This is a genomic window from Roseateles sp. (assembly GCF_039595595.1).
Lineage (GTDB): Bacteria > Pseudomonadota > Gammaproteobacteria > Burkholderiales > Burkholderiaceae_C > Roseateles.
This window is the reverse complement of the sequence record NZ_JBCNLG010000002.1, coordinates 481,458-501,546: the sequence shown is the minus strand read 5'-3', so window position 1 is coordinate 501,546 and position 20,089 is coordinate 481,458. Positions and strand designations below refer to the sequence as shown.

Annotated in this window: 19 protein-coding genes; 15 read left to right on the top strand and 4 right to left on the bottom strand. The window is 69.2% G+C overall.

Annotated elements, in window-relative coordinates; genetic code table 11:
• The first annotated feature begins 82 nt into the window (after nucleotides 1–82).
• The 8 genes from ABDW61_RS04975 (at nucleotide 83) to ABDW61_RS04940 (ending at nucleotide 9,992) form a co-directional block, all read left to right on the top strand.
• Nucleotides 83–1,360, top strand: coding sequence for an FAD-dependent monooxygenase (locus tag ABDW61_RS04975; RefSeq protein ID WP_343636776.1), 1,278 nt, complete (start codon nucleotides 83–85; stop codon nucleotides 1,358–1,360).
• Nucleotides 1,361–1,385: 25 nt separating this feature from the next.
• On the top strand, nucleotides 1,386–2,630 hold the full coding sequence (locus tag ABDW61_RS04970) for an MFS transporter (RefSeq protein WP_343636774.1): 1,245 nt from the start codon (nucleotides 1,386–1,388) through the stop codon (nucleotides 2,628–2,630).
• Between the two features lie 83 nt (nucleotides 2,631–2,713).
• A complete protein-coding gene (locus ABDW61_RS04965) occupies nucleotides 2,714–3,745 on the top strand; it encodes a Fic family protein (RefSeq protein WP_343636772.1) in 1,032 nt (343 codons plus the stop codon).
• 197 nt (nucleotides 3,746–3,942) lie between these two features.
• Complete coding sequence (locus tag ABDW61_RS04960; protein WP_343636771.1) at nucleotides 3,943–5,154, top strand: ABC transporter substrate-binding protein; 1,212 nt, start codon at nucleotides 3,943–3,945, stop codon at nucleotides 5,152–5,154.
• Nucleotides 5,155–5,215: 61 nt separating this feature from the next.
• Nucleotides 5,216–6,091 carry a branched-chain amino acid ABC transporter permease gene (locus ABDW61_RS04955; protein WP_343604333.1) on the top strand — a complete coding sequence of 292 codons (876 nt, stop codon included), beginning with the start codon at nucleotides 5,216–5,218 and terminating at the stop codon, nucleotides 6,089–6,091.
• Nucleotides 6,092–6,095: 4 nt separating this feature from the next.
• Nucleotides 6,096–8,033 carry a branched-chain amino acid ABC transporter ATP-binding protein/permease gene (locus tag ABDW61_RS04950; RefSeq protein ID WP_343636769.1) on the top strand — a complete coding sequence of 646 codons (1,938 nt, stop codon included), beginning with the start codon at nucleotides 6,096–6,098 and terminating at the stop codon, nucleotides 8,031–8,033.
• A 19-nt stretch (nucleotides 8,034–8,052) separates the two neighbouring features.
• A complete protein-coding gene (locus tag ABDW61_RS04945; protein WP_343636767.1) occupies nucleotides 8,053–8,775 on the top strand; it encodes an ABC transporter ATP-binding protein in 723 nt (240 codons plus the stop codon).
• A gap of 149 nt (nucleotides 8,776–8,924) precedes the next feature.
• Nucleotides 8,925–9,992: a histidine kinase gene (locus ABDW61_RS04940; RefSeq protein WP_343636765.1), complete on the top strand. Its 1,068-nt coding sequence runs from the start codon at nucleotides 8,925–8,927 to the stop codon at nucleotides 9,990–9,992.
• A gap of 6 nt (nucleotides 9,993–9,998) precedes the next feature.
• Here ABDW61_RS04940 and ABDW61_RS04935 read toward each other — a convergent pair whose 3' ends face one another.
• The gene (locus ABDW61_RS04935) at nucleotides 9,999–10,793 is read right to left on the bottom strand and encodes an SDR family oxidoreductase (RefSeq protein ID WP_343636763.1); all 795 of its coding nucleotides are present in this window, start codon (nucleotides 10,791–10,793) and stop codon (nucleotides 9,999–10,001) included.
• Between the two features lie 106 nt (nucleotides 10,794–10,899).
• Here ABDW61_RS04935 and ABDW61_RS04930 point away from each other — a divergent pair, with 106 nt between their 5' ends.
• The 4 genes from ABDW61_RS04930 to ABDW61_RS04915 all read left to right on the top strand — a co-directional run bounded on the left by ABDW61_RS04930 (nucleotide 10,900) and on the right by ABDW61_RS04915 (nucleotide 14,424).
• Nucleotides 10,900–11,868 (top strand): LysR family transcriptional regulator, encoded by a 969-nt coding sequence (locus ABDW61_RS04930; protein WP_343636761.1) that lies wholly within the window; start codon nucleotides 10,900–10,902, stop codon nucleotides 11,866–11,868.
• A 24-nt stretch (nucleotides 11,869–11,892) separates the two neighbouring features.
• A complete protein-coding gene (locus tag ABDW61_RS04925) occupies nucleotides 11,893–13,503 on the top strand; it encodes a GGDEF domain-containing protein (protein WP_343636759.1) in 1,611 nt (536 codons plus the stop codon).
• A gap of 173 nt (nucleotides 13,504–13,676) precedes the next feature.
• Entirely contained in the window at nucleotides 13,677–14,021 is a 345-nt protein-coding gene (locus tag ABDW61_RS04920) for a hypothetical protein (protein WP_343636757.1), read from the top strand.
• Nucleotides 14,002–14,424, top strand: a complete 423-nt coding sequence (locus ABDW61_RS04915) for a type II toxin-antitoxin system VapC family toxin (RefSeq protein ID WP_343636755.1) — start codon at nucleotides 14,002–14,004, stop codon at nucleotides 14,422–14,424. Before ABDW61_RS04920 ends, ABDW61_RS04915 begins: the two co-directional genes overlap by 20 nt.
• 12 nt (nucleotides 14,425–14,436) lie before the next feature.
• On the opposite strand, the gene ABDW61_RS04910 is transcribed toward ABDW61_RS04915, so the two are convergent.
• The 3 genes from ABDW61_RS04910 to ABDW61_RS04900 form a co-directional block, all read right to left on the bottom strand.
• Complete coding sequence (locus ABDW61_RS04910) at nucleotides 14,437–15,729, bottom strand: RNA polymerase sigma factor (RefSeq protein ID WP_343636753.1); 1,293 nt, start codon at nucleotides 15,727–15,729, stop codon at nucleotides 14,437–14,439.
• A 45-nt stretch (nucleotides 15,730–15,774) separates the two neighbouring features.
• Nucleotides 15,775–16,185 carry a VOC family protein gene (locus ABDW61_RS04905; protein ID WP_343636751.1) on the bottom strand — a complete coding sequence of 137 codons (411 nt, stop codon included), beginning with the start codon at nucleotides 16,183–16,185 and terminating at the stop codon, nucleotides 15,775–15,777.
• 174 nt (nucleotides 16,186–16,359) lie between these two features.
• On the bottom strand, nucleotides 16,360–16,725 hold the full coding sequence (locus tag ABDW61_RS04900) for a YciI family protein (RefSeq protein WP_343636749.1): 366 nt from the start codon (nucleotides 16,723–16,725) through the stop codon (nucleotides 16,360–16,362).
• Nucleotides 16,726–16,935: 210 nt separating this feature from the next.
• Between ABDW61_RS04900 and ABDW61_RS04895 the strand changes: the two genes are divergently transcribed.
• From ABDW61_RS04895 to ABDW61_RS04885, 3 genes are read left to right on the top strand one after another with little or no spacing between them, the layout of a single operon-like run.
• Complete coding sequence (locus ABDW61_RS04895; RefSeq protein WP_343636747.1) at nucleotides 16,936–18,075, top strand: histidine kinase; 1,140 nt, start codon at nucleotides 16,936–16,938, stop codon at nucleotides 18,073–18,075.
• A gap of 48 nt (nucleotides 18,076–18,123) precedes the next feature.
• Entirely contained in the window at nucleotides 18,124–18,909 is a 786-nt protein-coding gene (locus ABDW61_RS04890) for a LytTR family DNA-binding domain-containing protein (protein ID WP_343636745.1), read from the top strand.
• Between the two features lie 41 nt (nucleotides 18,910–18,950).
• Nucleotides 18,951–20,084, top strand: a complete 1,134-nt coding sequence (locus tag ABDW61_RS04885) for a GGDEF domain-containing protein (protein ID WP_343636743.1) — start codon at nucleotides 18,951–18,953, stop codon at nucleotides 20,082–20,084.
• Nucleotides 20,085–20,089 lie beyond the last annotated feature (5 nt).

Below are 20,089 nucleotides of genomic sequence, written 5' to 3'. Positions count from 1 at the left end.
GGGCGCGCAGCACATGCGCGGCGCTATAGTGCCCCGACCATCGGCCGCCTGACGCGGCCGCCGCAGTTTCCGGGTCGATGCCATGTCCCAGTCTCAAGACGCCGCCGCTCCCGCCTTCGCGCAAGCTTCCGATGCCTTCGATGCCGCCTTCGACGGCCACGCGCCGCCGCTGCGGCTCGCGGTGGTCGGGGCCGGGCCGGCGGGACTCGCGCTGGCCTTGCTGGCCGCGCGCTACCTGCCTCAGGCGCAGGTGAGCCTGTTCGACGCCCGCCCGCTGGAGCGCGATGTCTCCGGCGATCCGCGCACGCTGGCGCTGTCGCTGGGCAGCGTGCAGCTGCTGCAGCGGCTGCGGGTCTGGCCGGCCGCGCAGGCGCAGGCGATCCGCGAAGTCCACGTGAGCCAGGCGCCGCCGACGCTGTCCAGCGCCTGGTTCGGTCCGTCGGGTGAGCCCGAGGTCCGCATCAGCGCCGCCGAGCAGCGGGTGCCGCAGCTGGGCGCGGTGCTGTCCTACGGGCAACTGGTCGCCCCGCTGCAGGCGGCCTGGCAGCAGGCGAGCGCGCTGGAGCCCCGGCGCCTGATCAGCCGCTTCGGCCAGGCGGTGGACGGCCTCAAGCAGGACCGGCCGGACGAGGTCGAGGTCGATGCCGGCATCGCCGAGCGCTTCGACCTGGTGGTGGTGGCCGAGGGCGGCGTGTTCTCCGAGCAGGCGCGCAAGGCGCTGACGCACGATTACCGCCAGAACGCCTGGGTGGGCACGGTGAACCTGTCGGCGGACAGTCCGGTGGGCGTTGCCTACGAGCGCTTCACGCGGCGCGGCCCGCTGGCGCTGCTGCCGCTGCCGGACCGCGATGGCCAGCGCCGTGCCGCGCTGATCTGGTGCCAGCCGCAGGACGAGGACGAGGTCGCCGGCCTGAGCGACGCGCAGCGGCTGACGGTGATCCAGCATCAGCTGCCGGCGCGCGTCGGACGCCTGACGGGCATCAGCCCGCTGAAGTGCTTTCCGCTCGGCTTGAACGCCGAGCGCACGCTGGTCGAAGGGCGGCGCATCCGCATCGGCAATGCCGCGCAGACACTGCATCCGGTGGCGGGGCAGGGGCTGAATCTCGGGCTGCGCGATGCCTTCGCGCTGGTCGAGGCGCTGCGGCGCGATCCGGTCGTCGACACGGCCCTGCGGCGCGTCGAGTGGCAGCGCGCGCCGGACCGCTGGGCGACGATCGTCACGACCGATTTCCTGGCCCGCAGCTTCGCGTGGCGCTGGCCGGGCCTGCCGGCGGCGCGCGGCCTTGGCCTGGCGGCGCTGCAGGCGCTGCCGCCGCTCAAGCGCGCGCTGGCCGGGCAGATGATGTTCGGCCGGCGCTGACCGGCTCCGATCTCCATTCCCGACGATGAGCAGTACCCCGGGCGGCGCGCCGCCCACCGGCGCCAGCGCCCATCCCGACTACGCCGAGCCCGGCAGCGCCGCCTATCGCCGGATCGCGTTCGCGCTGTTCCTGGCGGGCTTCACGACCTTCTCGCTGCTCTACAGCGTGCAGCCGCTGCTGCCGCTGTTCGCGGCGGAGTTCAAGGTCGGCGCGGCGGCCAGCGCCTTGTCGCTGTCGCTGGCGACGGGCGCGCTGGCCTTCGCGATCCTGTGCGCGGGCGCGCTGTCGGAGAGCATGGATCGACGGCGGCTGATGTTCGCGTCGATGGCGATGGCGGCGGCGCTGAACCTGATCGCGTCGGTGGTGCCGAGCTGGCACGCGATGCTGATCGCACGCGCGGTCGAGGGCCTGGTGCTTGGCGGCGTGCCGGCGGTGGCGATGGCCTATCTGGCCGAGGAGATTCATCCGAAGGGCCTGGGCCGTGCGATGGGGCAGTACGTCGGCGGCACGGCCTTCGGCGGGATGATGGGCCGGGTCGGCGTGAGCCTGCTGAGCGATGCCTTCGGCTGGCGGCCGGCGCTGTTCGCCGTCAGCGTGCTGGGGCTGCTGGCGGCGGTGGGGTTCTGGTTCCTGCTGCCGCCGTCGAAGCACTTCGTGCGCCGCAGCGGCGTGAAGCTGCCGGAGCATGTGGCGGCCTGGCGGGGGCATCTCACGCACCCGATGCTGCCGCTGCTGTTTGCGATGGGCTTCCTGATGATGGGCATGTTCGTCGCGGTCTACAACTACGCCGGCTTCCGGCTGATGAGGCCGCCGTTCTCGCTCAGCCAGAGCGCGATCGGACTGATCTTCTGCGCCTACCTGTTCGGCATCGCCGCCTCGGCGGCGGCGGGCGGCTTGTCGGACCGCTTCGGGCGAGCGCCCGCGCTGCTGTCGGGCATCGGGCTGGCGGCGGCGGGTGTGCTGCTCACGCTGCCGGCCTGGCTGCCGGCGGTGATCCTGGGCATCGTGCTGCTGACGATCGGCTTCTTCGTGGCGCACTCGGTGAGCAGCGCCTGGGTCGGGGCGCTCGGCGGCAGGAACAAGGGGCATGCGGCCTCGCTGTACCTGCTCGCGTACTACATCGGGTCGAGCACGCTCGGCGCGATGGGGGGATGGTTCTGGGATCACAGCGGCTGGCTGGCGCTGACGGGGTATGCGATGACGGTGCTGGCGGTCGCGACGATCGCCGCATGGATCCTGCGGCAACGCCAGCGCGTGAATGCGGATTGATGCAAGCGGCAGGCAGATAGAGGTCATTTCCCCTCGATCACGGATTCCAAGAATCCGGCATCTCACGACTCGCGAGATGCCCCATGCACGACGACGCTGTCCTTGCCCGCCGCAGCCCGGCGATCCCCCGCTTTCCGGACGAAGACCTCCACTTCTCCCGGCCCGCGCACGCGCGCCCGCCCGCGCCGTTCCGCGACGAACTCCTCGACCCTGAGCCCGGCCTGTCATGGCTGCAGGCCGGCCGTTGCGCCGGCATCCAGGAACTGGGCCGGCCGCTCGACCGGCAGTTCCTCGCCGAGTTCCTCGTCGACTTCACCTGGGCATCGTCGCTGCTCGAGGGAAGCAGCTACTCGGCGCTCGACACTGCGGCGCTGCTCAGGTGCGGCGAGCGCAACCAGGCCAAGCCGATGGACGAAGCAGTCCTCGCGCTGAACCATCAGCGCGCAGCGGAACACCTCTGGTCGCACCGGGACCTGTCGCTCGCCAATCTCTGCCAGATGCATGCGCTGCTGACGGACGACCACGGTCTGGCGGACATGTGCGACTCCGACCACTTCCTCCCGGTCGAGCAGCGCGGCAGGCCGCGGGAGTTCCAGGACATCCGCCTCCATCAGTCGGCCTACCTGCCGCCGTTCCGCCCCGGGACGGGGCACGCGACCCGTCTGCTGGAGCATGTGCTCGCGATCGCCCGGACTCCGCACCCGATACAGGCGGCCTTCTACCTGTTGACCCGCGTGGCGTATGTCCAGTCCTTCGCCAATGGCAACAAGCGCACCGCGCGGATCGCCGCCAACCTGCCGTTGCTCGAGTCGGGGATGCTTCCGCTGTCCTACGTCGATGTCGACAAGGCGGAATACCTCCGCGGCATGGTCGCGTTCTACGAACTGGGCAGCACGCGGACCATCGAGCGGGTCTTCATTGGCGCCTATGCGAAGTCGATCGTCCGCGCGAGCCGCCTGCCCGGCGGCATGAGCGCCCGCACCTGCGCAATCGCCGAGCTCAGTCAGCGCCTGGTCGACTACATCCGGACCGGCCGCGAACCGGCCGATCCCGATGCGCAGGCGTTCATCTGCCGCTTCGAGGACGACACGTCCACCTTGCTGACACGACGCTGAACGCCCGGATCGGGGTTTGCGAGTACGTAGTCGCATGCGTGCAAATCGATACGCTTGATGCACCATGCGGCGAGAAGGCTGACGCCGGGCGTCGTGCTGTCTGCTGTTCGTTGTGACCGACGCTCTCGGGTTGGCGTTCCGCCCCCCTTCCAGGACAAGACCATTCGGAGACACACATGAAGTTCAGCGCGCGTTGGATGACCGCTTCCGTACTGGCCGCCGCCAGCTTCGCCGCCCTCGCGGCCGACCCCATCAAGATCGGCGTCTCCGGACCCTACACCGGCGGATCGTCGTCCATGGGCGTCAGCATGCGCGACGGCGTGCGGTTGGCAGCCCAGGAAATCAACAAGAACGGCGGCATCCTCGGCCGCCAGATCCAGCTCATCGAGCGCGACGACGAAGCCAAGAACGAGCGCGGCGTCCAGATCGCCCAGGAGCTGATCAACCGCGAGAAGGTCGTCGCCACCGTCGGCTTCATCAACACCGGCGTCGCCCTGGCCGCCCAGCGCTTCTACCAGGACGCCAAGATCCCGGTCATGAACAACGTGGCCACCGGCTCCGTCATCACCCAGCAGTTCAAGGACCAGCCCGACAACTACGTCTTCCGCAACGCCGCCCACGACTCCATCCAGGCGCCGATGATCGTCGAGGAAGCCATCACCCGGCGCGGCTTCAAGAAGGTGGCCATCCTCGCCGACTCCACCAACTACGGCCAGCTCGGCCGCCAGGACCTGGAGAAGGCGCTCGAACTCAAGGGCATCAAGCCCGTCGCGGTCGAGAAGTTCAACATCAAGGACGTCGACATGACGGCCCAGCTGCTCAAGGCCAAGGAGGCCGGCGCCGAGGCCGTGCTCACCTACGGCATCGGCCCCGAGCTCGCCCAGATCGCCAACGGCATGACCAAGCTCGGATGGAAGGTGCCGATGATCGGTAGCTGGACGCTCTCGATGGCCAACTACATCGACAACGCCGGCCCCGGCGGCGAAGGCGCGCGCATGCCGCAGACCTTCATCCAGGAGCCGACCACGCCCAAGCGCCAGTCGTTCATCGTCAACTACCTGCGCACGTTCAACCCGAAGAACAGCCGCATCGACTCGCCGGTGTCGGCCGCGCAGGGCTACGACTCGATCTACCTGCTGGCCGCCGCCATCAAGCAGGCCGGCAGCACCGACGGCCCCAAGATCAAGGCCGCGCTCGAGGACCTGAAGGCCCCCGTCGAAGGCGTCGTGACGACCTACAACAAGCCCTTCACCAAGACCGACCACGAGGCCATCACCGCCAACATCCCGGTGCTCGGCGAAGTGAAGGGCCAGCGCGTCGTCTACGCCTATGAGGCCGACTTCAAGGCCGCCTCCGAGGTCAAGGTCAAGGACGTCAACGCCAAGGGCGCCCTGAGCCAGAAGAAGTGACCCCCGCGCAACGGCCGCCCCGCGCGGCCGTTTCTTCATCTCCAGCAGTTCCGGATTCCGTATGCAGATCCTGACCCAACTGGTGTTCAGCGGCATCGCGCTCGGCATGATCTACGCGGTCATCGCCTTCGGCTACCAGCTGACTTTCTCGACTTCCGACACCCTCAACTTCGGCCAGGGCGACGCGCTGATGCTCGGCGCGCTCGTGGGCCTGACGCTCGTCGGACATGGCGTCAACTACTGGCTCATGATCCCGCTGGTGTGCCTGTTCGGCGCGCTGCAGGGCGCCTTCGTCGAGCGCATCGGCGTGCGGCCGGCCATCAAGATCAAGTCGGAGTTCGGCTGGATCATGTCCACCATCGCGCTGGGCATCATCTTCAAGAACGTGGCCGAGAACGTCTGGGGCCGCGACGACCTGAAATTCCCCTCGCCGCTGCCCGAGGCGCCGATCAAGTTCCTCGGCGCCAACGTGCTGCCGATGGAGATCCTGGTCGTGGTCGGCGCGCTGCTGATGATGCTGGCCGTCGAGCTGTTCAACCGGCGCTCGATCTATGGCCGCGCCGTGGTCGCCACCTTCAACGACCGCGACGCCGCCAAGCTGATGGGCATCAACACGGGCCTGGTGATTACCTTCTCGTACGCGCTGTCCTCGCTGACCGCGGCCTTCGCCGGCGTGCTGATCGCGCCGCTCACGCTCACGGGCGCCACGATGGGCGCGGTGCTGGGCCTCAAGGCCTTCGCCGTGGCCATCATCGGCGGGCTGACCTCGGGGATGGGCATCATCGTCGGCGGGATCATCCTTGGCATCGCCGAGACCACCACCGGCTTCTATCTCTCCACCGGCTACAAGGACGTGCCGGGCCTGGTGCTGCTGCTGATCGTGCTGGCGCTCAAGCCGGCCGGCCTGTTCGGCAAGACCGCGATCAAGAAGGTCTGAGCCCATGACCGCCAAAGCCAAGATCGATCCGAAGAAGCTCGCCGCCGGCGCGGTGGCGATCGCCGCGCTGTTCGCCTTCCCGCTGGTGTCCGGCAACCCGTACTACATCCACCTGGTCGAGACCATCATGATCTACGCGATCGTGCTCTTCGGCCTGGACATCGTGGTGGGCTACACCGGCCAGGTCTCGCTGGGCCATGCGGGCCTGTTCGGCATCGGCGCCTACACGGCCGGCGTGCTGATCACCAAGTTCGGGCTCTGGGTGCTGCTGACGCTGCCGCTGGCGGTGGGCATCACGGCGGCCTTCGGCGCGCTGCTGGCGCTGCCGGCGCTGCGCGTGACGGGCCCCTACCTGGCGATGGTGACCCTGGCCTTCGGCACCATCATCCAGATCCTGATCAACGAGATGGACTTCCTGACCAACGGGCCCATGGGCATCACGCTCACCAAGCCCAAGCTGCTCGGGCACCAGCTCGACGAGACGGAGTTCTACTGGCTGGTGGCGGTGCTGCTGCTCGCGTCGCTGGTGTTCGTGCACCGCGTGCTGCGCTCGCACCTCGGGCGCGCGTTCGAGGCGCTGCGCGGCAGCCCGGTGGCGTCGGACTGCATGGGCGTCTCGGTCTACCGCTACAAGGTCTACGCCTTCGTGATCAGCGCCGGCCTGGCCGGTCTGGCGGGCGCGCTGTACGCCTACTCCGAGCAGTACATCTCGCCCAACACCTACAACTTCGAGCTGACGGTGCTCTTCCTGCTGGCCATCATCATGGGCGGCCGCAAGACCCGCACCGGCGCGCTGCTGGGCGCCGCGATCATCGTGCTGCTGCCCAAGCTGCTCGACGACCTGCAGCTGTTCCGCTACGTGTCGGTCGTCTTCGCGATGCTGGTGCTGGCGGTGACCGTCGTGGCGCTGCGCCGCGGCAAGGCCGGCGCGGCGCAGGCGGCCGTGCCGGTGGTCGGCAGCATCGCGCTGGCGGGGCTGTCCTTCGTGCTGGAGACGATGACCGACTGGCGGCTGTCGATCTTCGGCCTGATCACGCTCTTCGTCGTGTACTACCTGCAGGACGGCATCGTCGGCTTCGTGCGCGGCGCCCTGCACGTGAAGGCCAGGCCCGTGGGCGAGGGCGGCCCGGTGGCCGAGCGGCCGGCCGACGCGATCGCCGCGGCCAGCGGCGCGGACCAGGTGCTGATCGATGCGCGCGGCGTGCTGATGCAGTTCGGCGGCCTGAAGGCGCTGAACAACGTCGACCTGCAGGTGCGGCGCGGCACGATCCACGGCCTGATCGGGCCCAACGGCTCGGGCAAGAGCACGATGATGAATGTGCTCACCGGCATCTACGTGCCGACGGCGGGCGAGCTCAAATTCGGCGAGCGCTCGCTGGTGGGGCGGACCTCGTCCGACATCGCGCTGTCGGGCATCGCGCGGACCTTCCAGAACGTGCAGCTGTTCGGCGAGATGAGTGCCCTGCACAACGTGATGGTGGCGCTGCATCACAGCTTCGGCGCCAACCTGCTGCAGGTGGCGCTGCACTCGCCGCGCTACCGGACCGAGGACGCCCAGGCGCGCGCGCGCGCGCTCAGCCTGCTGGAATTCGTCGGCCTGGCGGACCTGGCCTTCGAGGAGGCGCGCAACCTGCCCTACGGCAAGCAGCGGCTGCTGGAGATCGCGCGGGCGCTGGCGCTGGACCCGAAGCTGCTGCTGCTCGACGAGCCGGCCGCCGGCCTGACCGCGCCCGACATCAAGGAGCTGATGCGCATCATCGGCAAGATCCGGGACCACGGCATCACGGTCATCCTGATCGAGCACCACATGGATGTGGTGATGGGCATCTGCGACACGGTGTCGGTGCTGGACTTCGGCCAGAAGATCGCCGAGGGCAGGCCCGCGCAGGTGCAGGCCGATCCCAAGGTGATCGAGGCCTACCTGGGCGGCCAGGCGGCCTGAGCGCGGAGCGGAACACGACATGCTGAAGATCGATCAACTGCATGCCGGCTACGGCAAGGTCGAGGTGTTGCACGGCATCACCGTGGAGGTGCCCAAGGGCCGAGTGGTGACGCTGATCGGCTCCAACGGGGCCGGCAAGACGACGACGATGCGCGCGGTGTCCGGGATGATCGCGCCCAGCGCCGGCGAGATCACGCTGAATGGCAAGCGCATCGACGGCCTGGAGTCGTATCACATCGCGCGGCTGGGGCTGGCGCATTCGCCGGAGGGGCGGCGCGTCTTCGCGACGATGAGCGTCACCGACAACCTGCGGCTGGGCGCGTTCCCGCGTTACACCGGCGCGCGGCCCAAGGGCGACGTGGAGGCCGACCTGGAGAAGGCGATGGAGCTCTTCCCGCGCCTGAAGGAGCGGCGCCAGCAGCTGGCGGGCACGCTCTCGGGCGGCGAGCAGCAGATGCTGGCGATGGCGCGCGCGACCATGCTCAATCCGGAGGTGGTGCTGCTGGACGAGCCCTCGATGGGGCTGGCGCCCATCCTGGTGGACGAGGTGTTCCGCATCATCGAGCGGCTCAAGGGGCAGGGCGTGACGATGCTGCTGGTGGAGCAGTTCGCCGCGGCCGCGCTGGCGGTGGCCGACTACGGCTACGTGCTGGAGAACGGGCGCATCTCGCTGCACGGTCCGGCGGAGAAGCTGCGCACCGATCCGGCGGTGAAGGCGGCCTATCTCGGCGGGGGGCATTGAGCCCGCGGACCACTTCGATCGGGTAGCCGACCACTTCGACCAGTCGGAATCGGCAGGGCGTCGACCGCGAACGCACAGGTGCGTCCCGGAAGGCGCCTGCCTAGAGTGCATGCATCGCCCGCTGGGCTTCATGCAACCGAGGTGCGCCGATGACGAATGACTCGACCCGCGAGCCGGATCTCCCGCCGGTTCAGGCGTGGAAGAACCAGGGCCTCTATCCGTTCGACCGCGATCCGCTGACGGCGGTCGAGGTGCTGGAGCGCCAGCTGTTCGATCAGGCGGCCTGGCATCTTTCGCGCTTTCATCCCGTGTTCCGCACGCTCGCGCCGGAGGCGGTCGCTTTCCAGTTCCGGCTGCTGAGGCAGGCCGTCGAATGCGGCCCCGAGGAACTCCAGGCCTTGCTGACCGAAGTGTTGGACCTGCCCCCGCAGGACCGTCAACGGATGGCGGAGGTGCTCAAGGACGTCTCGCTTTCATCGGTCATCCGGGAAGCCCACGTGGTCACGGAACGCCTGCTGCTGCTCGATGGCCTGGAGGCCATCGTCTTCGAGAAGGACCTGCAGCCGCACGTGAAGGAACGTGGCGAGCTGCATCGCATCGTCGCCAGGAACCCTTGGCTCTTTGGTGAGCGCTTCGCGCTGTCGGTGGACAACCTCTCCCTCACGGAGGTGCTGCGCAAGCATCGCGAGATGCTGGGTGAGGACATCCTGATCGATGAGCCTGTCGAAGGGGCCGCGCAAAAGCGCGCCTTCATCGACCTCATGTTTTCGCGTGCGACGCGGCGCCACCAGCCATCGACGCTGGAGCATCTCGTCGTGGAGCTGAAGGCGCCGCGCGTTCAGATCACCCACAAGGAGGTCAGCCAGATCTGCGACTACGCCTCACGGGTGGCGCGTGATGAGCGCTTCCGCTGCGTGGATGTGAGGTGGTCGTTCTGGCTGATCGCCCGGGAAATCGAGGAGGGCGTGCTCGACGTGACCGAACGTCGCAACCAGCTCGCGCTTCCACTGGCGTTCAATCACGCGGTCCGCGTGGTGACCTGGGCCCAGATCATTGACGAGAACCGCGCCCGTCTGCAATTCCTGCAGGAGAGCCTGGACTACAAGGCCAGCCGGCAGGCGGGTTTGAAGCATCTGCAGCGCCGCTACCCCGACTGCCTGGGGGACGTCGTGCAGCGCGCACAGGAGCCGCGGGCCTCCTATGCGCGCGCGGGGTGAGGACGATCAGACGAACATCCCGCCCGAGGCCTCCACGCGCTGCGCGTTGATCCAGTGGCAGTCCTGCGACAGCAACGAGGCGACGACCGGGCCGATGTCGTCGGGCAGACCGGCGCGGCCGAGCGCGGTTACCGAGGCGACCATCTGATTCACCGCCTCGTTGTCGCGCACCGCGCCGCCGCCGAAGTCGGTCTCGATCGCGCCAGGGGCCAGCGTGTTCACGCGGATGCCGCGGGCGCCGAATTCCTTGGCCATGTAGCGGCTGAGCACTTCAATCCCGCCCTTCATCGTCGCGTAGGCGCCGTAGCCGGGCAGGGCAAAGCGGGCCAAGCCGCTGGACACGTTCAGCACGCTGCCGCCATCGTTGATCAGCGGCAGCAGCGTCTGCGTCAGGAAGAACGGACCCTTCAAGTGCACGCGCATCAGTTCGTCGAACTGCGCTTCGCTGGTGTCCGCCAGCGGGGCATGCACGCCGACGCCGGCGTTGTTGACCAGGTGGTCGATGCGCTCGCGCTGCCAGTGCTGCTGCAGCGTCGTCTTCAGCGCCTGGGCGAAGGCCGGGAAGGTCGCGCTGTCGCCGACATCGAGCCGCAGCGCCGCCGCGCGGCCGCCCAGGCGCTCGATCTCGTCGATCACCGCTTGCGCTTCGTCCTGGCGGCTGTGGAAGGTGAGGATGCTGTCGATGCCTCGTCGGGCCAGGTGCAGCGCGGCGTTGCGGCCCAGGCCGCGGCTGCCACCGGTGATCAGCGCGATCTTGCGTGGCGAGGTGCTGGAAGCGGGGGAGGTCGTGGTCGTCGTCATGGAGAGCTCCTGTGAGCGGGTTGGATCGGATGCTGGAACTTTATTGATCGAGACTTGGCGTATAAATCGCCACAAAGTGATTTGACCGTTCATTCGGGATGAACAAATGAGCGATTCGAGCTCTCCGTTGGCGGGCCCTCCGCCGTCGATCGAGACGCTGCAGGTTTTCGTCCGCGTCGCGGAGCTGGCCAGCTTCACGCAGGCGGCGCAGAGCCTGGGGCTGCCGAAGGCGAGCGCCTCCACGGCGGTGCAGCGGCTGGAGGCCAGCCTGGGGACGCGGCTGTTCCACCGCACGACGCGGCGGGTGCAACTGACGCAGGACGGCCAAGCCTGCTACGAGCGCTGCAAGGACCTGCTGGCCGACCTGGACGACATGCAGACCATGTTCCAGCCGGCGGCGAGCGGGCTGCGGGGGCGGCTGCGGGCCGACATGCCGATGCGGGTGGCGCATGACCTCGTCATGCCGCGGCTGCCCGAGTTCCTGGCCGCGCATCCGGGTCTGGAGGTTGAACTCAGCAGCACGGACCGGCGCGTGGACCTGGTCCGCGAAGGCTTCGACTGCGTGCTGCGGGTGGGACCGCTGAGCGATTCCAGCCTCGTGGCGCGGCCGCTGGGCGCGATGGAGATGGTCAATCTCGCGAGCTCTGGCTACGTGGCGGCCTTCGGGACGCCGGCGTCGCTGGAGGACCTCGCGCATCACCGGCTGGTGCAGTACGTGGCGACGCTGGGTCAGCGCTGCCCGGGTTTTGAATGGCGCGATGAGGGCGGCGCGACGCACTTCGTGCCGATGCCTGGCGCGCTGACGGTCAGCGATTCGGGCTCGTACACGGCGGCGTGCCTGGCGGGGCTGGGAATCATCCAGGTGCCGCGCCACGGCCTGGAGGCGGAGGTGCTCGACGGCCGCCTGGTGGAGGTGCTGCCGGGCTTTCGCGCGGCGCCGATGCCGGTGCATCTGCTGTACGCCCACCGGCGCCAGTTGCCGCGCCGGGTGCAAGCCTTCATGCAATGGCTGGCGGAGCTGCTGGCCCCTCGGCTCTTGCCGCTATCCTCTGCATCCTCGGCCCCGTCCTCCTGAACCGCCTTGCGCTCCGAATCCCCCTTGGACCCCTTCGCCGTCGCTCATCAAGCCCTCGCCGCGCTGAACGCCGGGGATGCCGCCGCCGCGCAACCGGCGGGGGAGGAGTGGCTGCTGATGGCGCTCGAGCAGGGCGACGAGGCGCAGCAGGCGCGGGCGCTGCTGCTGCTGGCGCGCTGCGAGCGTGCGCTGCACCGGCCGGGCGACGCCAGAGGCCGCAGCGAGCAGGCGGCGCGGCTGTTCCGCCAGCAGGGCGATGCGGGCGGCGAGGCGGGCGCGCTGTCGGTGCTGGCGCACAGCGCGTCGCTGGCCGGGCATCACGAGGAAGCCATCGAAGCGGCGCTGCTCGGGCTGCGTCTGGCGCAGCAGCGGGGCGATGGTGCCGCGCTGGTGGTGGCGCTGCAGGACCTGGGCGCCTGCCATGTGTGGGCGCGCAATTTCGACAAGGCGGCCGAGGTGCTGCGTCAAGCGGCTGACGCGGCCAATGCCTGCAAGCCGCGGCTGAGCCCGCTGACCGCCTGCCTGTGGCTCGCGATGGGCACCTTGCTGGCCTTGGCGGGCGAGCGCGAGCAGCGCGGCCAGTTGCCGCCGCTGGGGCCGCTGGAGGGCCATCTGATCAATGCGCGGTATCTGCTGGCGGAAGGCGATGCGGAGGCGCAGTGCTGGTGGACGCTGATGCAGACGATGGCGCAGATCTGGAAGGGCGCGTCCGCGCTGGCGCAGCCGGAGCTGCAGCAGGCGCTGGCGCAGCTGCCGGAGCAGGATCGCCACTGGCTGGCGGCGCTGGCGGGCTGGGTGCAGGCGGAACTCGCGTGGGCGCGTCGGCTGTGGCCGCAGGCGCGGCGCGCGGCGGCGCAACTGGTGGCGCAGGCAGACGCGGTCCAGCACGAGCCGCTCGCGCAGCTGGGCGAGTTGATCGCGAGCCAGATCGAGGAACAGCAAGGGCAGCCGCAGCGCGCGCTGCAGCGGATGCGGGCGCTGCGCGAGCGTGAGGCGCGCGTGCGGATCGCCAGCCTCGCGAGCCGCGAGGCGACGGTGCAATGGCAGCTCGAGGCGCGCCGCAGCGAGCGCGACCGGGCGCAGCTCGCGGACGAGGCGCAGCGGCTGGAGAAGCTGTCGATGGAGGATCCGCTGACGGGTCTGGCGAACCGGCGCAGCTTCGAAGCGCATGCGCGGGCGCAGCTGGCGCATGGCGGCGTGGTGAGCCTGGCGCTGATCGACGTCGATCACTTCAAGCAGGTCAACGACCGGCACTCGCACCTGGTCGGCGATCAGGTGCTGAGCCAGATCGCGCGGCTGATGCGGCAGCACGTGCGGGAGCACGATGTCGCGGCGCGGCTGGCGGGCGACGAGTTCGTGCTGCTGCTGCGCGGCGCGACCGAAGAGATCGCGCAGCAGGCCTGCCTGCGCCTGGACGAAGCGGTGCGGCGGCACGACTGGAACGCGGTGTCGGACGGTCTGAGCGTGAGCATCAGCATCGGGGCGGCGCAGCGAGAGGAGGGCGACACGCTGGAGACGCTGATGGCGCGCAGCGATGCGGCGATGTACGCGTTCAAGCGGGAGCGCAAGGGTGGCGCGATGGCGCAGGCCTGGCTCACCGACGAGAGCGAAGGCGAGGGCGATTCGCCGGACTGAGGCGGCTTGACGGCCGCGATGGCCGTGGTGACCGGCGGTGCGGCGAAGACGCGAAAAGAAACGCAAGAACTTGCGTGTCCATTCCGCCGAAAAAGCGCCGTGGGTGAAAGCCGACCCGCTCGAACCATGCCAAGAATGATTGCTTCCGTTGCACCCGCCTGTAAGGAGGCTTCATGACTGTGTTTGTCGATGCCGAGATCAACTCCCATGACACGCGACCGCCGCCCGCGTTCACCGCGGGCAATCGAATGCTGAATGCATTCGATGTGATTTCTGGCCCCTATTCCGTCACTGCCCGACGTCAGCTTGAGGCCATCAACCGATTGATCCGACTTCGGGAAGAAAGGCGCCTCAAGCCGCGTCGCGAGGGGGCAGGCGAGGACACCCTGCGATATGACCTGCCGGAGCGCCTCCTCGAGATCTATGCGAAGCATCCGGAGGCTCTGGAGACGCCCCCTGGCGGGGCGGACGTCGTGGCTTGGATCCGGGAGTTCCGCGGTGAAATCAGTGGTGGTTGATTCCAATGTGGCGCTCGGATGGCTTGTGCTGGAAACAGACAAGGAAAGTCTTCATCGCTATGCAGACCGATTGGCCGATGCGGTAGCCCTTGAGGAAGCGGAGCTGATCGCGCCGTACGTCTTCAACGCCGAATGTGCCTACACCCTGCTAAAGAGGGGACGCGCACAGGACTGGTCCGAGTCGCTCATCCAGGCCTATGCGGAGTTGATTCCTCTGTACGCGGTGGGCATGGACGACGACATCATGCCGCTGCCTGAGCACGTCGAACTGGCCCTTGAACACAACGTCCAAGGTTTCGATGCGCTCTACTTGGCGCTCGCCATGGAGAGGAAGGCGGCACTCGCCACCGCGGACAAGGGCTTGCGTGCGGCGGCAGAAAGGGCAGGTGTCGAGCTGTTCTGACTTGCAGGGGCCTCAGTGCCCCTGCTCTCTTGCTCGCTTGAGCAGCAGCTCTTTCTCTCGCTCATTCGCCGTCATCGCGGCGGCGCGTTCGAATTCTTCTTTCGCTTCGGCACTGCGGCCGAGCTTGGCCAGCAGATCCGCGCGCACGCTGGGCAGCCAGTGGTACTGCTTCAGTGCCGGCTCGTCCATCAAACGATCGACGATCTCCAATCCCACCGCCGGACCGAAGGCCATTGACAGTGCCACCGCCCGGTTCAGCTCCACCACCGGCGACGGCTGCCGGATCGCCAGCGCTTCGTAGAGCGCGGCGATGCGCGTCCATTCGGTGTCCTCGGCGCGGCGCGCCCGCGCATGGCAGGCCGCGATCGCCGCCTGCAGCGCGTACGGCCCCAGGCCCTGCCCGTCGTCCGCTTCCATCGCCAGGCGATCCGCCGCCGCCAGCGCCACGAGGCCGCGCTCGATAGACGCCGCGTCCCACTGCGTCCGGTCCTGCTCCAGCAGCAGCACGGCCTGTCCCTGCGCGTCGACCCGCGCCGCCGCGCGCGAGGCCTGCAGCTCCATCAGCGCCAGCAGTCCCTGCACCTCGCTCTCGCGCGGGGCCAGCTTCACCAGCATGCGCGCCAGGCGCAAGGCCTCGTCGCAAAGGTCCTGCCGGATCCAGCGCTCGCCGCTGGTGGCCGCGTAGCCCTCGTTGAAGATCAGGTAGAGCACCTCCAGCACCGCCGCGAGCCGCTCCGTCAGCGCCTCGCCGCGCGGCAGCTCGAAGGGCACCTGCGCATCACCGAGCGTGCGCTTGGCGCGGACCAGCCGCTGCGCCACCGTCGGCTCCGACTGCAGGTAGGCCCGCGCGATCTCCGCCGTCGTCAGGCCGGCGACCATCTTCAGCGTCAGCGCCACGCGGGCCTCCAGGTTCAGCACCGGATGGCAGGCGCAGAACATCAGCCGCAGCACGTCGTCGCCGATCTCGCGCGCGGCGCGATCGTCGTCGAGGTGATCGACGAAGTCCGGCACGATCATGGCCTCGCGCGCGTCGAGCTCATGCCCGAGCTGCTCCAGCTTGTCGCCGCTGAGCTTGACGTGCCGCAGCCGGTCCAGCGCCCGGTGCTTGGCCGTCGTCATCAGCCAGGCGGCCGGCTTGTCCGGCAGGCCTTGCGAGGGCCAGGTCTCCAGCGCCGCGACCAGCGCGTCCTGCGCCAGTTCCTCGGCCAGCGGCACGTCGCGCGTCAGCCGCGACAGGGCGCCGATGATCTTGGCCGACTCCTGCCGCCAGACGGTCGTGATCGCGCGATGGGTGTCCTGGTTCATGCGCGCGATCGTACGGCCTGGGGCGGCCGCGCGTCGCGCCGGCGCTCAGGCGCCCGGGAACTGGGTGATGTCCATGTACATCAGCTCCCACATGTGGCCGTCCGGATCCGCGTAGGCCTGCGAGTACATGAAGCCCATGTCCTGCGGCGCGCGCGGCACGGTGCCGCCAGCAGCGACGGCCTTCTCGATCAGCGCGTCGACCTCGGCCCGGCTCTCGCAGGACAGGCAGGTCAGCACCTCGGTCGTGGTGTGCGCATCGGAGATCTTGCGCGGCGTGAAGGTCTGGAAGAACTCCTCGGCCAGCAGCATCGCGTAGATGTCCTCGGAGATCACCATCGAGAGCGCCTGCTCGTTGGAGAACTGCGGATTGAACTCGTAGCCCATGGCCGCGTAGAAGCGCTTGCTGCGCTCGACGTCCTTGACGGGCAGGTTCACGAAGATTTTCTGGTGACGCATGGTGGAAGTCCTCAATGGGTATGAAGTCGCAGAGCCCGTGCTGGCTGATCGGTGGTCGCATCGTGCCCTCCTGGTCGCGGCGCTCCAGTTCTGGAGCGTCCACACCAGCACGACGCGCGGGCGCGGCCGGTTTCGACAGGCCGCGACACGGGGGGCGAAAAAAACTTCAGCTGGTCAGGCGTTGGACTCGGCGTAGCACGGGATCATCGAGCGGACCTCGACCGTGCACCACTCGGCGGCCGGGCATTCGCGCGCGATGGCGAGCGCCTGCTCGCGGGTGTCGACCTTCAGCCAGAAGAAGCCGCCGACCATTTCCTTGGCTTCGGCGAAAGGGCCGTCGAGCGTGGTCAGCCGGCCGTCGCGCTTGCTGACGCGGGTCGAGCCGTTGACCGACTGCAGCGACTGGGCGGTGTGCAGCAGGCCTTGCGCCTTCAACTGGTCGGCATAGGCGGTCATGCGGGCATAAGCCTCGCGGCCCTCCTCGGGCGTGCGGGCCTCGCGTTGGCCGACGGGTTCATTGATCAGCAGGACGTAGCTCATGAGGATCTCCGGTGCGATGCGGGGGAACCGCCGACAAGCGGCCGACAAGCGGGCTATTGGACACCACGCGACCAAGCCATTGCCAAAGGTCAGGGCTTGGCGCCCGCGCGGCGGCAAGGGAGTTGAGATGCCCGTCGATCCATCGGCCGCGCTGTCGATCCGTCGTTTCCCCGTGCGGCCGGAGACGGCCCGCTCCCTACACTGCGCCGCATGACTCCCGCCCCGTCCCGTCCCCTCTGGCGCGATGCCCGGCGCCTGCGCGCCTCCTGGCATGCCTGGCTCAGCAACGAGGTCCAGCCCAGCGGACCCGGCTGGCTGCAATGGGTCTGGACGCTGGCCTTCTGCGCCGCGCTCGCCGCCGGCTTCACGCTGCTGGGCTTCGTCATGAACTTCCAGACCGTCGACTGGCTCTCCCCGCGCACCTGGGCCTGGTGGTACGGCAAGAACCTCACCGTGTGCCTGACCATCGGCGTGGTCATTCAGATCCTGTTCGCGATCCTGACCCCGCTGCTTGGCGGCCGCGCCCGCCTGCGCCGCTGGGACGGCTGGCGCCGCACGCTGTTCTTCTCCGGCGTGCCCCTGCTGGGCACCGTGATCGGCTGGCTGCCGGGGATGTGGCTCGCGGGCCTGACCGCGTGGGTGCGGCTGGACCTGTCGCAGGGCGGCAAGATCATCGGCATCACCTCGCTGCTGTCGCTGGGCGTCACCGTGATGCTGCACTACTGGTTCGCTTCCAGGAACCGCCAGCTCAAGGCCGAGCGCCGCGCCACCGAGGCCCAGTTGCGCCTGCTGCAAGGCCAGATCGAGCCGCACTTCCTGTTCAACACGCTGGCCAACGTCCATTCGCTGATCGACTACGACGCGCCCAAGGCCAAGGAGATGCTGGGCGCCTTCACCGCCTACCTGCGCGCCTCGCTGGGGGGGCTGCGGCGCGAGACCGGTCCGCTCGAGGACGAACTGGCGCTCGCCTCGGCCTATCTGACGGTGCTGCAGACGCGCATGGAAGACCGGCTGCGCTTCGAGATCCAGGCCTCGGCCGAGGCCCGCGCCGTCCCGCTGCCGCCGATGCTGCTGCAGCCACTGGTCGAGAACGCCGTGCACCACGGCCTGGAACCCAAGATCGAGGGCGGCACGGTTCGGGTGGACGCGGCGCTGCGCGACGGCTTCCTGGTCGTCGAGGTGCGCGATGACGGCGTCGGCCCGGGCGTGTCACGCCGCGGCGGCAATGGCATCGCGCTGTCCAACATCCGCGAGCGGCTGATGGCGCAGTACGGCGACCGCGCCACCCTGACCGTCGAACCCGCCGATCCCGGCTGCCGCGCGACGCTGCGCGTGCCGCTCGACGCCTGATCCCCGCTCCGCATTTCCCGCCTTCCCCATTCGCAGCCCCTTGAGACCATGACCGCACTCACCGCCCTCATCGCCGACGACGAACCCCACCTGGCCCGCGCCCTGGCCGCGCAACTGGCCACGGTCTGGCCGGAACTCGAGATCGTCCATGTCGCCCGCAACGGCATCGAGGCGGCCGAGCGGATCGCGGCGCTGCAGCCGGACCTTGCCTTCCTCGACATCCAGATGCCCGGCCTGACCGGCCTGGAAGTGGCGGAGGGCATTGAAGGCGCGACGCGAGTGGTCTTCGTCACCGCTTATGACCAGTACGCGGTGCAGGCCTTCGAGCGGGAAGCGATCGACTACGTGCTCAAGCCGGTCGAGGCGGAGCGCCTGGGCCGCACCGTCGAGCGCGTCCGGCGCGCGCTGGCCAGACGGGACGAGGACACCGCCGCCGGCATCGACGCACGGCTGCTGTCCGCGCTGCGCGCGCTGCACGGAACGGCGGGCAGCGAGCTCAAGCCGGCGGGCCCGCTGCGCTGGGTGCGCGCGACGCAGGGCGACTTGATGCATCAAGTGCCCGTGGACGAGGTGCTGTTCTTCCGCGCCGATGACAAGTACACCTGCGTGCAGACGGCCACCGCCGAGTACCTGATCCGCACGCCGATCCAGGAGCTGGCCGCGCAGCTCGACGGCGAGCGCTTCTGGCAGGTGCACCGCTCGACCATCGTGAACCTCGATCACGTGGCTGGCACGCGCCGCGATGAACTGAGCCGGCTGTTCGTCCGCGTGCGCGGCCACGCGAACGAACTGCCGGTGAGCCGCGCGTACGTGCATCTGTTCAAGGCGATGTGAACGGCGGTTCCGTCACGAGGCCGGCCTACACTGCCGGCCTCATGCAGCTCGATCCCCGCTCGATCACCGTCATGACCGCGCTGATGGCGGCGGTCCTGGGCGCGGTGCTGCTCGGCGTGCGGCGCAACTATCCGCCGAGCATCCGGGGCCTGCTCCCTTGGTCATTGGCGCCGATGGCCTGCGCGCTCGCCGCCGGTGTCTACGCGATGCAGGGACTGCTGCCCGATCCCGTCGTCGCGCAGAGCGGCAACGCGCTGCTGCTCGCGGGCTGCGGCCTCTTCTATTTCGGCTCGCAGCGCTTCTTCGGACGGCGCGTGACGTGGCGCCTGTGGGGCGGCATCGCGCTGCTGAGCCTGGCCGTGCTGACCTGGTTCCTGATCCGGCCGGACTACCGCCTCCGCGTCGCGGTGTTCACCGGCACGATGACGGCCTGCGTGCTCGCGCACGCGCGGCTGGTCCTGCGCGATGGCCGCGGCTTTGCGGCCCGGCTCATCGCGGGCACGCTGCTGCTGCAGGCGGCTGTCCTGATCGCTCGCGGGCTGGCGGCGTTCTGGGTGGATGGCCCGGCGTCGTCGCGCTTCGCGATGACCACGGTGCAGACGGCCTACATCGCGAGCTACTGCTTCAGCGCGCTGCTGCTGAGCGTGGGCGTGCTGCTGATGGCCAGCGAGCGCGTGCGCGAGGAGTTCGAACTGCTCGCCACGCGCGACGCGCTCACCGGCGCGCTGACACGCCGCGCGGTGCTGCAGGCCGGCGGCGAGGAGTTCGACCGCTGGCGCCGCTACGAACAGCCGCTGTCGCTGCTGCTGCTGGACATCGACCACTTCAAGCAGGTCAACGATCGCCATGGTCACCAGACCGGCGATCGCGTGCTGGCGGAGGCGGTCGCGGTGATGCGCGAGCAGCTGCGCGCGACGGACCGGCTCGGCCGCTATGGCGGCGAGGAGTTCGTGATCCTGCTTCCATCGACCGGCCCGGAGGCGGCGCGCGCCTCGGCGGAGCGGGTGCGCGAGGCGCTCGCGGCGCATGAGCCGGCGCCCGGCATTCCGCCGTGCTCGGCGAGCCTGGGCGTGGCCTGGACGCAGCCGGGCGACGCGAGCCTGGACGCGCTGCTCGCGCGCGCCGACGCGGCGCTCTACCGCGCCAAGGCCAAGGGCCGCAACCGCGTGGAATGACGGCG

Bases quoted from the DNA above. Each gene is read 5' to 3' on its own strand.
- ABDW61_RS04975 (WP_343636776.1), top strand. From the start codon at position 83: ATGTCCCAGTCTCAAGACGCCGCCGCTCCCGCCTTCGCGCAAGCTTCC.
- ABDW61_RS04970 (WP_343636774.1), top strand. From the start codon at position 1,386: ATGAGCAGTACCCCGGGCGGCGCGCCGCCCACCGGCGCCAGCGCCCAT.
- ABDW61_RS04965 (WP_343636772.1), top strand. From the start codon at position 2,714: ATGCACGACGACGCTGTCCTTGCCCGCCGCAGCCCGGCGATCCCCCGC.
- ABDW61_RS04960 (WP_343636771.1), top strand. From the start codon at position 3,943: ATGACCGCTTCCGTACTGGCCGCCGCCAGCTTCGCCGCCCTCGCGGCC.
- ABDW61_RS04955 (WP_343604333.1), top strand. From the start codon at position 5,216: ATGCAGATCCTGACCCAACTGGTGTTCAGCGGCATCGCGCTCGGCATG.
- ABDW61_RS04950 (WP_343636769.1), top strand. From the start codon at position 6,096: ATGACCGCCAAAGCCAAGATCGATCCGAAGAAGCTCGCCGCCGGCGCG.
- ABDW61_RS04945 (WP_343636767.1), top strand. From the start codon at position 8,053: ATGCTGAAGATCGATCAACTGCATGCCGGCTACGGCAAGGTCGAGGTG.
- ABDW61_RS04940 (WP_343636765.1), top strand. From the start codon at position 8,925: ATGACGAATGACTCGACCCGCGAGCCGGATCTCCCGCCGGTTCAGGCG.
- ABDW61_RS04935 (WP_343636763.1), bottom strand. From the start codon at position 10,793: ATGACGACGACCACGACCTCCCCCGCTTCCAGCACCTCGCCACGCAAG.
- ABDW61_RS04930 (WP_343636761.1), top strand. From the start codon at position 10,900: ATGAGCGATTCGAGCTCTCCGTTGGCGGGCCCTCCGCCGTCGATCGAG.
- ABDW61_RS04920 (WP_343636757.1), top strand. From the start codon at position 13,677: ATGACTGTGTTTGTCGATGCCGAGATCAACTCCCATGACACGCGACCG.
- ABDW61_RS04910 (WP_343636753.1), bottom strand. From the start codon at position 15,729: ATGAACCAGGACACCCATCGCGCGATCACGACCGTCTGGCGGCAGGAG.
- ABDW61_RS04905 (WP_343636751.1), bottom strand. From the start codon at position 16,185: ATGCGTCACCAGAAAATCTTCGTGAACCTGCCCGTCAAGGACGTCGAG.
- ABDW61_RS04900 (WP_343636749.1), bottom strand. From the start codon at position 16,725: ATGAGCTACGTCCTGCTGATCAATGAACCCGTCGGCCAACGCGAGGCC.
- ABDW61_RS04895 (WP_343636747.1), top strand. From the start codon at position 16,936: ATGACTCCCGCCCCGTCCCGTCCCCTCTGGCGCGATGCCCGGCGCCTG.
- ABDW61_RS04890 (WP_343636745.1), top strand. From the start codon at position 18,124: ATGACCGCACTCACCGCCCTCATCGCCGACGACGAACCCCACCTGGCC.
- ABDW61_RS04885 (WP_343636743.1), top strand. From the start codon at position 18,951: ATGCAGCTCGATCCCCGCTCGATCACCGTCATGACCGCGCTGATGGCG.